This window comes from Flagellimonas alginilytica (genome assembly GCF_042134605.1).
In the GTDB taxonomy this organism is placed as follows: domain Bacteria; phylum Bacteroidota; class Bacteroidia; order Flavobacteriales; family Flavobacteriaceae; genus Flagellimonas; species Flagellimonas alginolytica.
Genome location: NZ_CP169638.1, coordinates 3234719 through 3249457 on the forward strand (window position 1 = coordinate 3234719; position 14739 = coordinate 3249457).

The window sequence follows — 14739 nt, forward strand, 5'->3', positions numbered from 1 at the left end:
ATTAGTTAAAAAGAAAGAATAAAATTCTTCAAAAGCAACTGTAACACCTCACTATTTTTGAACGAACTTGTAATCGAACTTACGGAAATCAGTCCACAAGAATTTTTTGGGCAACAAAACTCAAATATCGAGTTACTGAAGAAATACTTTCCAAAGCTTAAAATTGTAGCACGAGGAAATAAGATCAAGGTATTTGGAGACGAAGAACTATTGGAAGAATTCGACAAACGTTTTGATGAGCTAACCGGGCAATTTGCCAAATACAACAAGCTCGATGAAAACATGATCGAAAGGGTACTTACCAGCAACAGCAAGGAGGATTATACGTCGTCTTCCTCTAGTGGCGATGTTTTGGTACATGGGGTAAGTGGCAGGTTGATCAAAGCGCAGACCGCCAATCAGCGTCGTTTGGTAGATGCCTGTAGGGCCAACGATATGGTTTTTGCCATTGGTCCGGCCGGTACGGGTAAAACGTACACCGGAGTGGCACTTGCCGTAAAGGCCTTAAAAGAAAAACAGGTTAGGCGAATTATCTTAACGAGACCTGCGGTAGAAGCAGGGGAGAACCTTGGATTTCTACCGGGAGATCTTAAGGAAAAGCTCGATCCATATATGCAGCCCCTCTACGATGCCCTTCGGGATATGATTCCAGCTGAAAAGCTCGAAAAATATATTGAGGACGGCACTATTCAAATAGCGCCAATGGCTTTTATGAGAGGTCGTACCTTGGATAACGCCTTTGTAATCCTGGATGAAGCGCAAAATACCACCCATGCCCAAATGAAGATGTTTTTGACCCGTATGGGCAAGAACGCCAAGTTTTTGCTAACAGGGGATCCTGGCCAGATTGATTTGCCACGTAGGGTAATCTCCGGACTTAAGGAAGCCTTGTTGATTTTAAAAAACGTGGAGGGTATCAGTATAATTTATTTGGACGATAAGGATGTGATCCGACACAAATTGGTGAAAAAGGTAATCGATGCCTATCAAAATATAGAGCACCAGAATCAATTCTAAGAAAATAATGGGAATGAATACACTGATGTCCACGGATTTTAATTTTCCTGGGCAAAAATCTGTTTACAAAGGAAAGGTAAGAGAGGTTTATACCTTGGATAACGATGTTCTGGTAATGGTGGCAACCGATCGTTTATCCGCTTTTGATGTGGTAATGCCCAAAGGAATACCCTATAAAGGACAAATCCTGAATCAAATTGCAACTAAAATGATGAAGGATACTGAAGATATAGTCCCTAATTGGTTAATGGCCACTCCGGACCCCAATGTTGCGGTAGGTAAGGCCTGTGAGCCATTCAAGGTGGAAATGGTGATTCGGGGCTATATGTCGGGCCATGCCGCTCGCGAATATAAAGCGGGAAAAAGAACACTTTGTGGTGTGTCCATGCCAGAGGGTATGAAAGAGAACGATAAATTCCCAGAACCCATCATCACACCAGCAACAAAGGCAGAAAAAGGAGATCATGACGAGGATATTTCCAAAGAAGAAATTTTAAAAAGAAGCATCGTATCTGCCGAAGATTACGAAGTTCTGGAAAAGTACACACGTGCACTTTTTCAGAGAGGAACCGAAATTGCCGCCAAAAGAGGACTGATCTTGGTGGATACCAAGTACGAGTTCGGTAAAACCAAAGATGGGGAAATTGTGTTGATCGATGAGATCCACACTCCCGATTCATCACGTTATTTTTATGCGGATGGTTATAAGGAGCGTCAAGAAAAAGGTGAAGCCCAAAAACAGTTGTCAAAGGAATTTGTAAGACAATGGTTGATTTCCAATGGATTCCAAGGGCTGGAGGGACAGGAGGTCCCTGCAATGTCCGATGAGTATATCCAATCCGTATCTAACCGATATATTGAACTCTACGAAAACATAACCGGGGAGAAATTCGTTAAAAGTGATATATCGAATCTCCAAGAACGTATTTTGACCAATGTTACTGATTATTTTGTAAAATAGTAATCTCGAATTACGATTTAACCAATAAAATAAAGGGAATTTTATCAATTCCCTTTATTTATATCAATAGGTTTGCAAAATATTTAAAGCTAATTTGATATATTTATGCTAATTAAGTATATCAACCATGGAAAGCTGTCCAAACTGCTCATCTACAGAGTTTACCAAAGCCGGGATCATTAAAGAGAGGCAACGCTACAAATGCAAATCCTGTGGTTACTATTTTACGGTGCCAAAGTTGGGAAAGCAAATCGATGATTACTTTGTGAACAAAGCATTACAACTGTACTTGGAGGGACTTACCTATCGCGAAATAGAGCGTATTTTAGGGGTTTCCCATGTTTCGGTGATGAACTGGGTCAGAAAGTATAATATTAAAAGACCCTACAATTCCAAATATCACCCCACTTATAAGATTTTGAATCTTACCGAGCTTCAAAAATACTTTCAAAGCCCTGAAAATCTGAAAGGTGCAGGGCAACTGGTAACCGAACTTGGAGATAAATTTATGCTTATTAAATGGGATCGGTTCAAAGATTAGATATAGGTAATTAGCAAAAAAATATATTGATTTTCATTCGGGAATATATTTTTAAGATGTTCGTAGAGCACATAACTCACTAACATCCAAACTGAAATGAAAAATATACTGATCGGAACTGCGTTTTTTCTTCTTTGGGTTCCAAAATCATTTTCGCAAGGAAACACCGAGTACACGGGAGGTTTCAAAGTCAAGTTTAACGAGGATGGTTCCAAATATCTTCGTATGATAGCATGGGGTCAATTTTGGGCCCAATACAATGATAATGTTCCAGACGATGTGAGCACAACAAACCTTAGTGTAAGACGAGCTAGGTTTTTGACCTTTACACAACTTAACAAGAAATTTCTAATACTAACCCATTTTGGGTTGAACAGTTTAAATGGAAACAACATTAGTGCTGTTGGAAAGGAAGATTCTTCCCAATTGTTCTTTCACGATTTTTGGGGAGAATGGCAAGTACACAAGAATGTAGCCATCGGTACCGGATTGCACTATTGGAACGGTATTTCCAGAATGAACAACAGTAGTACCCTTAATTTCCTGACCTTGGACAACAACCGTCCCTCTTGGGCAGTTTTGGGACTAAGTGATCAGTTTGCCCGTCACATTGGGGTATATGCCAAAGGTAATATTGGAAGATTACAATATCGTGTTTCCTTTAACGAGGCCATAACCAATACCTTGGATGCTTCAAACGATCCAATACCCAATGGTCGAGCAGTATATCGGGGTCGCGAATTGCTGGGTTCAGCAGATGCGGGCAAAGTAATCCAAGGTTATTTTGACTATCATTTTTTAGATCAAGAATCCAATTTTTTGCCCTATAAAGTAGGAACATATTTGGGCAGTAAAAGAATATTTAATGTCGGTGCCGGATTCTTGACCCATAGAAACGGTACGGTAATAGCGGACGGAGCAGGAAACCTGGAAGGCGAAAATGTAAATATTTTCGCAGTGGATGCCTATTACGATGCCCCTCTTGGTGAAGATGGTTCTGCCATTACGGCCTATGTAGTATTCCAAAATAACGATTATGGTCGTAACTTCAACCTTGGGCCGTACGGAACCGGGAATATGGTTTATGGACATGTAGGATATCTGGTTTCCGGTCCAGCGGATAAATCAAGGGTACAGCCTTATGTGTCCTACCAAACAAGATCGATAGACGCAATAGACGATAACGCCACACGGTTGGGCTTGGGAATCAACCTATTTATGACAGGGCATCATTCTAAATTAACATTGGAGTATGCCAATTCAAAAATTGGTTCTGGTGACAACAATGGTGTGGTAACCTTGCAAGCACAGATTTATTTATAACTAAACAACCAACAAATTATGTCAGAAAAACAAAAAAAGGCCTCGGCCTATTGGAAAGAGAACCTAAGGTACTTGGTAATACTACTAGTCATTTGGTTCTTGGTCTCCTACGGAGCAGGTATCCTTTTTAAGGATGCATTGAACAACATTCGATTGGGCGGATTTAAACTTGGGTTTTGGTTCGCGCAACAAGGATCTATTTATGTATTTGTCATCCTCATTTTTGTGTACGTACGCCTAATGAACAAATTGGACAAAAAGTACGGATACGACGAAGAATAATTAACCGATAAAATCAAAACATTATGAGCGATGTACAAATTTGGACCTATGTCTTGGTAGCCTTGTCATTTGGTCTGTATATAGGAATAGCAATTTGGTCCCGAGCGGGTTCCACTAAAGAATTTTACGTGGCCGGAGGAGGTGTTTCCCCATTGGCCAACGGTATGGCCACTGCAGCGGATTGGATGTCGGCAGCGTCTTTTATATCCATGGCAGGAATTATTTCTTTTGCCGGCTACGATGGCGCCGTTTACCTTATGGGATGGACCGGTGGTTATGTTCTCCTGGCACTGCTTCTGGCACCATATTTAAGAAAGTTTGGAAAGTTTACAGTTCCCGATTTTATTGGAGAACGCTATTACTCCAAAACAGCTAGGGTTGTTGCAGTTATCTGCGCACTCATCGTATCCTTTACTTATGTTGCCGGACAGATGAGAGGGGTTGGAATTGTGTTTTCAAGGTATCTGGAAGTAGATATCAATACCGGAGTTGTTATCGGAATGGTAATCGTATTGTTCTATGCCGTCCTTGGAGGTATGAAAGGGATAACCTATACCCAAGTGGCCCAATATTGCGTATTGATTTTCGCCTTTATGGTACCTGCAATTTTCATTTCTATCCAAATGACAGGGAACCCTGTGCCACAACTAGGATTTGGCAGCACTTTGGCCGATGGCTCTGGAACTTATCTTTTGGATAAACTGGACGGACTATCCACGGAACTCGGATTTGCAGAATATACCGATGGATCTAAAAGTATGGTCGATGTTTTTGCCATAACCCTGGCACTTATGGTCGGTACCGCAGGTTTACCTCATGTAATCGTTCGTTTCTTTACCGTAAAACGGGTGCGAGATGCAAGAAAATCCGCAGGTTTGGCCTTATTGTTCATTGCGATCTTGTACACTACTGCACCCGCAGTAGCCGTGTTTGCCAGAACTAATCTTATCGAAACTGTTAGTGGAAAAGAATATAATAGCATGCCAGAATGGTTCAATCGTTGGGAAAAAACAGGGTTGATAGGGCACGAGGATAAAAATGGCGATGGCATAATTCAATATGTAGCCTCTCCCGAGGTAAACGAACTTACCGTTGATAGGGACATTATGGTTTTGGCCAACCCGGAAATTGCAGATCTCCCGGCATGGGTTATCGGTTTAATTGCGGCAGGTGGATTGGCGGCTGCCCTATCTACGGCAGCAGGTCTGTTGTTGGTTATTTCCTCTTCGGTTTCCCATGATCTGATCAAGAACGTGCTTAAACCAGATCTTTCAGAAAAAGGCGAGCTATGGGCAGCAAGACTTTCTGCAGCCGTAGCAGTGGTTATAGCCGGTTATTTTGGGATCAATCCCCCCGGGTTTGTCGCAGCGGTGGTGGCCTTGGCCTTTGGATTGGCAGCTGCTTCGTTCTTCCCTGCCATTATTTTAGGTATTTTCTACAAAAAAATGAATAGCAAGGGAGCTGTTTCAGGAATGATCGTAGGCCTTTGTCTTATGCTCTTTTATATGCTGAAATTTAAATTTGGAATTTTTGACGGCGGAAAAGATGCCGTAGCAGGTCTTCAAGAAAGTTGGTGGTTTGGTGTTTCGCCAGAAGGATTTGGAACCATTGCCATGGTAGTCAACTTTATTGTCGCCATTGTAGTTAACATGTTTACTCCCGAACCACCTGAAGAAGTACAGGAAATAGTGGAACACATAAGAATACCCAGCGGTGCGGGTGAAGCATCGACACATTAATTAGTTGGTTGTGAAAAAGCGGTACGGTATGGTTTTACCGTACCGTTTTTTGTAATTTTAAGTTTGGCGACCTTGAAAATAAAAATGAAAAAACGGCATCAGCAGAAATTGATCCTTGTTTCCATAGTATTGTTCTTTTTATGGAATGTTCCCTTTGTTACCCTATTTGACAGCGATGGACATTTTTTCGGTTTCCCCATATTTTATGTTTTTATTTTCTTGAGCTGGTTAATCGCGATCGTTTTGGCCTATATCATTTTAAAACGGTTCTATGAGTAATTATGCAGTAGGATTGGTTATTGTACTGTATTTGGCCATGCTTTTTGTTCTAGCGTATTTTGCCGAAAAGAACAAACGAAGCAAATGGACGAACAACCCGTATGTGTATACCCTTTCCTTGGCCGTGTATTGTACAGCTTGGACCTATTACGGAAGTGTAGGGATAGCATCGAGCTCCGGGATTAGTTTTTTGGCCATTTATTTGGGACCGGTAATTGCCCTACCACTTTGGATCGTTTTAATGAGAAAGGTGATCCGTATATCCAAGCAGCACAAAATTTCCAGTATTGCCGATTTTATTTCCATGCGGTATGGTAACAACAGACAATTGGGAGCTTTGGTTACCTTAACGTGCTTGTTCGCTATAATTCCATACATATCCTTACAACTTAAAGCCGTATCCGAGACCTTTTCACTCATTTCCGCAAAGGGGAGTTACCGATCCACAGGTTTTTTTGATGACTCTACTTTTTACATCGCGTTGCTTATAGCGGTTTTTGTAGCCTTCTACGGAACACTATCAACAGATACTTCGGAACATAGAAAAGGGATTGTGGCAACAGTGGCCTTGGAATCCATTTTAAAGTTGTGTTTTTTCTTGGTGATCGGTATTTACATCACATTCTACCTTTTTGATGGCACTGCGGATATCTACCATAAAGCAAGTTTACAAGATAATTTTGATCAACTGATCTCTTTTGGCGGTTTGGAAAATGGGTTTAATTGGCTTTTTACGATTTGTCTCTCTTTTTTCGCCATTTTTTTATTGCCCCGACAGTTCCATGTATCCGTAGTGGAAAATGATAACGAGAGTCACCTGCGTAAGGCCATTTGGTTGTTTCCTTTGTATTTGCTGTTGTTCAATGTATTTGTGATCTTTATTGCCTGGGCAGGAAACTTAAATTTGTTACAATCGGTAAACCACGATTATTATTCACTTTTATTGCCATTGCAGCACAACAATTACGGATTGGCCTTAATGGTTTTTGTTGGGGGATTCACTACTGTAATTTCAATGATCGTGGTATCGACCCTGGCGTTGTCCACAATGGTGAGCAACAATATTGTGATTCCTTATGGGTTTATAAAAACCTTGGTGGAAGGTAATCCGGAAGAAAATACCAAGCGTATCAAAAATATAAGAAGGGTCGCTATTTTCCTTTTGATTATTATAGCTTATTACTTCTACATCCAATTTTCGGCCCAATTATCCTTGTACTCCATTGGCCTCATTTCTTTTTTGATCATTGCTCAGTTGGCACCGTCGTTCTTTCTAGGGTTGACCTGGAGGCGAGGCACTGCACGTGGTGTCGAAGCAGGGATATTGATAGGTTTGGTTGTTGTTTTTTACACCTTGTTCCTGCCAGTTATCAGTAAAGCAACAATGCCGGAACTTGATTTTACTGAAGAAGGCTTTTTTGGTTTTGCATGGCTCAGGCCCGCACATTTGTTAGGATTGGATTATTTTACCCCGGAAAGCAATGCCTTTTTCTGGAGCATGTCTCTCAACACTCTGGTGTTTGTTGGACTTTCCCTAAGAACAAAAGGAAATTATAGGGAGAGGAACTATGCTGAAATGTTTGTGAACCACGAGAATTATGGCAACCTTCAAGAAGGGGGGTTTATATGGAAAGGAGAAGCCTACGTTGCCGATATAAAGCGATTGTTGAGCCGATTTTTGGGGGAGCAGCGTACCAACAGGGCTTTGCGGTTGTTCAATAGAAAATATAATATATCAGAAGCAGAGGAACGGGCAGATGCAAGATTGATCAATTTTTCTGAAAAACTACTAACGGGAAGTATTGGAAGTGCTTCGGCCAAAATTTTATTGGCCTCGGTATCCAAGGAAACACCTATAAGTTTGGTAGAAGTGCTCAATATTCTGGAAGAGAGTAAAGAGACAAAGGCCAGTAATAAACTGCTCAGGGAAAAATCTGCTGAACTGGCCGCAATGACGCAGCAATTAAAAACGGCCAATGAAGAACTGCGCATACAGGATAAACTTAAAGATGAGTTTTTGGATACGGTTGCACATGAACTCAAAACACCTATAACCTCCATAAAAGCTGCATCGGAAGTATTGGAGGACGAGAATATGCCTCCCGAATTAAGAAATAGGTTCCTAGAGAATATAAATAGGGATACGGATAGGTTGAGCACTTTAATACACAATATCCTAGATCTGGAAAAATTGTCCGGTAATCGAACAGAGTTGGACATTCGGGAACACAATATGTCCAAAACTATAGGAAAGGCCATCAAGGGGGTGGAACAGATCGCATCCAAAAAAGAAACAAAGATCAAATTTTCGAGCAAGGAAAAAATCCTTGCATTTTATGATGAAGACCGAATTTTACAGGTATTGACAAATTTGCTGTCGAATTCCCTTAAATTTACAGAACCCCGTAACGGAAAAATTAAAATTCTGTTGGAAGGTCTGGAAAACGAGGTGTTGATCGCCATTGAGGACAATGGAAGAGGAATCCCAGATGAGGACAAAGATTACATTTTCGAAAAATTTTATCAATCAAAAAACCAGAACATAAAAAAACCAAAGGGCAGTGGACTTGGTCTTGCCATTTGTAAAAAAATAGTGGAAAGTCATAACGGGACCATTGTGGTGGATAAGAATTTTAAGTCAGGTACTCGAATGATCTTTTCAATACCCAAAAAATAATGGAGCAGAAGAAAATACTGATCGTAGATGATGAACCCAATATCGTAATGTCGTTGGAATATGCCTTTAAAAAGAAAGATTTTGAGGTGTTTATTGCAAGAGACGGTACAGAGGCATTGGAAATAGCCATCAAAGAGGAACCGGACCTTATTTTACTGGATATAATGATGCCGGAAATGGACGGGTTTGAAACGCTGAAACGAGTAAGAAACAATCAGGACCTCAACCATACCAAAGTGGTATTCCTATCAGCAAAAAGTAAGGAGAAAGATATCGAAAAAGGATTAAAAATGGGCGCCGACGGTTACATGACCAAGCCCTTTTCCATAAAAAAAGTAATCACCGATATCGAAGGGTTATTGAGGTAGACATGTTTTTAAAATAGCGAGAAGAAAAAAAATTACATATAAACTAAACAAATTTATAGATGAGTAATTATCATATCAAACATTTGGAAGAGTACTTTCAAGTGTACCGAAAATCCGTAAGAAACCCTGAAGGTTTCTGGGAGGAAGTAGCAGAGGAACACTTTCATTGGCGAAAAAAATGGGATACTGTTTTGGAATGGGATTTCTCCAAACCGGAGATAAGCTGGTTCAAAGGAGCCAAACTTAACATTACGGAAAACTGTATCGACCGTCACTTAAGAATCCGGGGCGACAAGACAGCAATTCTATTTGAACCGAACGACCCGAGCGAAGAAGCGGAACATATTACGTATAACCAACTCCATGAACGTGTTTGTAAATATGCCAATGTATTAAAGGATCAAGGTGTAAAAAAAGGGGATAGGGTCGTAGTTTATTTACCTATGATTCCCGATTTGGCCATTGCAATTTTGGCCTGCGCTCGAATTGGAGCCATACATTCGGTGGTTTTTGCCGGATTTTCTTCTACTGCACTCTCTACTAGGATTAACGATTGTGGCGCTAAGATGGTGCTCACTTCTGACGGATCGTACCGAGGAAAAAAAATAATCGACTTAAAAGCAATTGTAGATGAAGCCTTGGAGAGTTGCCCGGAGGTAAAGACCGTTCTAGTGACCAAACGCACAGGAGGAGAGGTGACTATGAAGGAAGGTCGCGATATATGGGTGCAACCATTGCTCGATAAGGCCTATTTGGACTGTGTTCCGGAAATTATGGATGCAGAAGACCCCCTGTTTATTCTTTACACCTCAGGTTCTACAGGCCGCCCAAAGGGAATGGTGCATACCACCGGAGGATATATGGTATACACCGCCTATTCGTTTAAAAATGTATTCCAATATCGTGAGGAGGATGTGTATTGGTGTACCGCGGATATTGGTTGGATCACAGGTCACTCTTACATTGTTTATGGACCGCTGGCCAACGGGGCCACTACAGTTATGTTCGAGGGAGTTCCTTCCTATCCCGATTTTGGCAGATTTTGGGAAGTGGTTCAAAAACACAAGGTAACCCAATTTTATACTGCACCAACGGCGATACGGGCCTTGGCAAAGCAGAATTTGGATTTTGTGACCGATTACGATTTGTCCAGTTTAAAAGTCTTGGGAACCGTTGGGGAGCCGATCAATGAGGAGGCTTGGCACTGGTACAATGATCATGTAGGTGATAAAAAATGTCCTATCGTAGATACTTGGTGGCAAACCGAGACCGGAGGAATACTAATTTCTCCAATTCCATTTTCCACTCCTACAAAACCAACCTATGCAACATTGCCCTTGCCGGGCATTCAACCAGCGCTAATGGATGAGACAGGAGAAGAAATCAAAGGGAATCAGGTAGATGGTCGTTTATGCATCAAGTTTCCATGGCCATCCATAGCAAGGACCATTTGGGGCAATCATCAACGGTATAAGGATACCTATTTTTCTGCCTTCGAAGGCAAATATTTTACCGGAGATGGAGCTTTAAGAGATGAAGTGGGCTATTATAGGATTACGGGAAGGGTAGATGATGTGATTATTGTTTCCGGGCACAATCTAGGAACAGCGCCCATTGAAGATGCCATTAACGAACATCCGGCCGTTGCAGAATCTGCCATTGTTGGATTCCCACACGATATAAAAGGAAATGCGTTGTACGGTTATATTATTTTGAAGGAAACAGGAGAAGACCGTAACCGGGATAACCTAAAAAAGGAAATCAATGAATTGATCACCGATCACATTGGACCAATTGCCAAATTGGACAAGATTCAATTTACAGAAGGATTGCCCAAAACGCGAAGCGGTAAGATCATGAGGCGTATTCTAAGAAAAATTGCATCCAAAGACACGGCAAACCTTGGAGATACATCCACTTTATTGAATCCGGAAGTAGTGGAGAGCATTATCAAGGAAAGTCTTTAAGACAAGAAATTCAAATAAACTAAAAGACCTCCTTATCTCATGAGGTCTTTTAGTTTATTGGGCTTTAATTTTTCAATAACCCTTAATAGGGCTATGGCAGTTATGTAGGCGTCGCCCAGCGCGGTGTGCCTATCTTTTCGGGAAATACTGAATTTTTTGGCCAAATCGTCCAAAGAGTAACGTTCCTTTTTTTCCACTACGGAAGAAATCAACACAGTTCTGGAGTATAGTGATTCGGTATCCAGTGTCTTATTTTTTAATTTAGGGAGTCCGTTCCTTTTAAGAGCGGCATTCATCATACGTACATCGAACATAACATGGTGCCCCACCAGAACATGGTTTCCAATATATTTTAAAAATAATTTCAGCGCATCCAATTCGGAAATGCAGTTGTACTTGGTTTTTTTAAGGATGCCATGTATCTCGGCGCTCTGCTTATCGTAATGCTCTTGTTTTAAATACAGCTCAAGGCTATCTTTTACCACAATATTATTGTCCTTTAGTTTTAAGGCGCCAATGCACAACATCCGATCTTTGGTAAGATTAAAGCCGGTGGTTTCCGTATCAAATACAACAAACGTGTTGTCTTTGACATCCGTGGGTAGCTTTTGATTGAAATTTGCATCGTAATCCCACCAAAAATCGGGAAGTTCCAATTCTTTTTTTTTGAAGAAAGACCACATTAGCGCAAGAGGTTTTTGACCTGGAACCTGACCTCGATCAAAGATTGTATTTCCTTGATGGTCTTAAAGGTTCTCTTTAATTTTATTTTTTCCTCTTTGTTCAATTTATCCAGTGCAATATATCTGCCGGAATCATTATGGAGCAGGCCCTGTCTGGTTCTAAATTTGAGCAAGGCTTTACTAGCGTATGAGCACGCCAAGTATAATTCCTTGTTATTGGGTTCCAGTTCGGCAAGTTTTTCGTACCTACCTGCTGTATTGTTTATGGATTTGATGGAATGTGACAGGATAAGTACCCTTGCTGCATCGATTATCGGCATTAGCGCACGGAGCTTTAAATCAAAAAAGTCTTTGTGCTCACCATCTTGTTCCACCAAAAAATCCCTAAAAAACCCTGAAGGTGACGGATTCTGAAGAGCCCCACTGGCCAAATATGTAAAAAATTGTGGGTATCGGTTGGCATGGCCAAATATACTGTGGGACAATTCGTCCGCCAGGAACTTTTCTCCAAAGACCACGCTATAATCAAAGAAAATGGAAGAGAGTAATATCTCATCCGGTCCGGGGTTATGGATCCAATGGGCGGTTATCTTTTTCCATTCGCTCAAACTCTGGCACCAAGATGGGTTGGAGGCCATCATGTTTGCAGGACAATATTCAAAACCAATGGTGTTCAGACTTTTGGAAATACGCTCGCCCAATTTTAGAAAATAACTTCTGGTTTCCTCGAGCTTTTCATTCGCAACATCTTCAAAAATAATGGCATTGTCCTGATCTGTATTTAGTAATTGTTCCCCGCGTCCTTGACTCCCCATACTGAGCCAAGTAAATTTAACGGGGGGCTCGCGCTCCATTTTTGCTAAAGCCAATTGTATAACCTGCTTGGTTGAGGCATCGTTTAATTCAGAAATTATTTTCGACACCAGTCCCAAAGGGATGTTTTGTTCCAAGTATCCTTGCAAAAGGTTCATGGTGCCGTGCCGGATACTTCGTAATCTTTTAGCTGTGGCAGCTCTTTTTATGGCACGTAGAAGCACTGCTGGATTGTTTCCGACAGCGACCATAATATCGTGTTTGGAAAGAATCCCGACAGTGGGAGTCTCGGTTGTACCGTCTTCTGTGAGAACCAAATGACTGATGTTACTTTTCATCATGGCCATTTGAGATTGGGCCAAAGTAAGCTCTTTTGGATAGGTGATGATTGGTGAAGACATAATGGTCCTGGCCGATTCGGTTATTGGATATTGTCCGGTAGCCACTTTTTTTCTGAGGTCCTTGTCCGTTATTATTCCCACGGGCAATTGCTCTTTCTCCACTAAAATAGAGCTCACATTGTGCTTGGTCATTATATCTGCAATTTCCTTTATACTTGCGTTTTCCGCACAGGTGATGAGGTCCTTGGAGTATTTTATAGGTTGTAGGTCCAATATTTTATTGGTAGAATAGCGCTCGGCATCTTCATTTATTCCATAAAGTTTGCCCCGATGTTTTATCGAATAGGGATTTCCGGTATTGGACGCGAAGCTTTCGATCAAAAAATTGCCAATACGTTTATTTTCGAGGGCCAAGGGTTTAAATTCCTTGATAGGAATGGCATAAAGAATTGTTTCTTCGTAAGCTTTTGCTTCCAATTTATATTTTTCCTGTGCCAAAAGGGGGCGTAAACCAAAAACGTCGCCTTCGTCGCATATATCCAAGATTTGACTTGATCCTACTTTGGACAGCGATACGGCTCCTTTGTTTACCACATAAAAATGATCATGGGGATTTTCGTTCTGGGAAAAAACTATGGTATTGGTCTCTTTATGGATAATGACCACCTCAATGGACAATTTTTCCAATTGTTCGGGCTCCATTGCATTGAAAGGCGGGTAATTTTTTAAAAAGTCGGCAATACGTTCGGATATTGTATTCTTCATGCTAGCCTATATGTAAACGTAAATCCTAGAAAAGTCCATCAAAATATGAGCATTGGGTTGTCACAAACAACCAATGGCAACGTTATTTCCCTTTACTGGCCTTATTATAGGCCCTGATCATGAGAATGGCCCATACGGCCACGAGCACAATAACAACAACAGAAAACCATAAAACGATATTATTTGCCGTCATTGTCAACAAGTTTTAGGTAAATCATAACACCCAAGAGGGTAGGGGCCCACAGTCCCACAAAGAGACCATGTTCGGGGTGTCCATTAAGAAAAAGGTATTCCGCCACTAAGATGATCATTGCGCATAGAGTCAGCATCAATAGATTAGCGGTTCCCAGTTTTTTAAAATAATTCATTATTTGGTTGGTTTTTGGACTTTTAAGTTAGTGAAAAAAGAATACCAAGAAAATAAAAATTGTTCTACTTTTAAGGAGAAGGGCGGTTTATGGCTACGCAGTTACCCAATTCGAGTTCCATTGGCCACTTTTCTTTCCGGTTGGATCAATGTAACTTCTTTTTCATCGCCGACGCAGCCCATCACCAAACATTCGCTCATTATCGTGGCTATTTGTTTTGGAGGAAAATTGAGAACTGCGATCACTTGTTTGCCGACCAATTCTTCCGGTGTATATAGTTTTGTAATTTGGGCCGATGTTTTTCTTGTGCCAAAGGGTCCAAAATCCACGATCATTTTATAAGCAGGGTTTCTTACTTCTTTAAATTTTTCTGCTGAGATAATGGTTCCTACCCTCATTTCCACTTTAATGAATTCGCTCCAATTTAATTTTTCTTGTTCCGACTGTTCCATTCTATAAATTAATTGAACACCAAAGGTAGGGATAAGCATAGGTTTTAGCCAGCCCTGCCTAATGGTTAAGGATTATTTGTAATTTACAAGGAATAGGTGGCCACACTGGGCAATATAGCCATTATTGCCCATGGTTATGGATTACAAAATCCAAAGGAATGAG

14 protein-coding genes are annotated in these 14739 nt (G+C 41.0%); 10 read left to right on the forward strand and 4 right to left on the reverse strand.

What is annotated here, in order from left to right; all coding sequences use genetic code 11:
- Positions 1-57: 57 nt before the first annotated feature.
- The 10 genes from ABTP35_RS14455 to acs all read left to right on the forward strand — a co-directional run bounded on the left by ABTP35_RS14455 (position 58) and on the right by acs (position 11154).
- Positions 58-1017 carry a PhoH family protein gene (locus ABTP35_RS14455; RefSeq protein ID WP_224837213.1) on the forward strand — a complete coding sequence of 320 codons (960 nt, stop codon included), beginning with the start codon at positions 58-60 and terminating at the stop codon, positions 1015-1017.
- A gap of 7 nt (positions 1018-1024) precedes the next feature.
- Positions 1025-1978, forward strand: a complete 954-nt coding sequence (locus ABTP35_RS14460; protein ID WP_293295373.1) for a phosphoribosylaminoimidazolesuccinocarboxamide synthase — start codon at positions 1025-1027, stop codon at positions 1976-1978.
- A gap of 127 nt (positions 1979-2105) precedes the next feature.
- Entirely contained in the window at positions 2106-2519 is a 414-nt protein-coding gene (locus ABTP35_RS14465; protein WP_224837215.1) for a helix-turn-helix domain-containing protein, read from the forward strand.
- Positions 2520-2615: 96 nt separating this feature from the next.
- The gene (locus ABTP35_RS14470; protein WP_293295372.1) at positions 2616-3842 is read left to right on the forward strand and encodes a hypothetical protein; all 1227 of its coding nucleotides are present in this window, start codon (positions 2616-2618) and stop codon (positions 3840-3842) included.
- Between the two features lie 18 nt (positions 3843-3860).
- Positions 3861-4124: a DUF4212 domain-containing protein gene (locus ABTP35_RS14475; protein WP_224837217.1), complete on the forward strand. Its 264-nt coding sequence runs from the start codon at positions 3861-3863 to the stop codon at positions 4122-4124.
- 23 nt (positions 4125-4147) lie between these two features.
- On the forward strand, positions 4148-5863 hold the full coding sequence (locus ABTP35_RS14480; RefSeq protein ID WP_293295371.1) for a sodium:solute symporter family protein: 1716 nt from the start codon (positions 4148-4150) through the stop codon (positions 5861-5863).
- Between the two features lie 84 nt (positions 5864-5947).
- Positions 5948-6142 carry a hypothetical protein gene (locus ABTP35_RS14485; RefSeq protein WP_224837219.1) on the forward strand — a complete coding sequence of 65 codons (195 nt, stop codon included), beginning with the start codon at positions 5948-5950 and terminating at the stop codon, positions 6140-6142.
- Entirely contained in the window at positions 6135-8819 is a 2685-nt protein-coding gene (locus ABTP35_RS14490; RefSeq protein ID WP_293295370.1) for an ATP-binding protein, read from the forward strand. Before ABTP35_RS14485 ends, ABTP35_RS14490 begins: the two co-directional genes overlap by 8 nt.
- Positions 8819-9187, forward strand: a complete 369-nt coding sequence (locus tag ABTP35_RS14495) for a response regulator transcription factor (RefSeq protein ID WP_252079603.1) — start codon at positions 8819-8821, stop codon at positions 9185-9187. The genes ABTP35_RS14490 and ABTP35_RS14495 overlap by 1 nt, the downstream gene beginning before the upstream one ends.
- Positions 9188-9246: 59 nt before the next feature.
- Entirely contained in the window at positions 9247-11154 is a 1908-nt protein-coding gene (gene acs / locus ABTP35_RS14500; protein WP_293295369.1) for an acetate--CoA ligase, read from the forward strand.
- A 32-nt stretch (positions 11155-11186) separates the two neighbouring features.
- Here the strand turns inward: acs and ABTP35_RS14505 are convergent, their stop codons facing one another.
- The 4 genes from ABTP35_RS14505 to ABTP35_RS14520 form a co-directional block, all read right to left on the reverse strand.
- Positions 11187-11837 carry a 3'-5' exonuclease gene (locus tag ABTP35_RS14505; RefSeq protein WP_293295368.1) on the reverse strand — a complete coding sequence of 217 codons (651 nt, stop codon included), beginning with the start codon at positions 11835-11837 and terminating at the stop codon, positions 11187-11189.
- Complete coding sequence (locus ABTP35_RS14510) at positions 11837-13756, reverse strand: DUF294 nucleotidyltransferase-like domain-containing protein (RefSeq protein WP_293295367.1); 1920 nt, start codon at positions 13754-13756, stop codon at positions 11837-11839. The genes ABTP35_RS14505 and ABTP35_RS14510 overlap by 1 nt, the downstream gene beginning before the upstream one ends.
- A gap of 179 nt (positions 13757-13935) precedes the next feature.
- Positions 13936-14124 (reverse strand): hypothetical protein, encoded by a 189-nt coding sequence (locus ABTP35_RS14515; protein ID WP_293295366.1) that lies wholly within the window; start codon positions 14122-14124, stop codon positions 13936-13938.
- A gap of 101 nt (positions 14125-14225) precedes the next feature.
- Positions 14226-14576, reverse strand: coding sequence for a tRNA-binding protein (locus tag ABTP35_RS14520; RefSeq protein WP_293295365.1), 351 nt, complete (start codon positions 14574-14576; stop codon positions 14226-14228).
- Positions 14577-14739 lie beyond the last annotated feature (163 nt).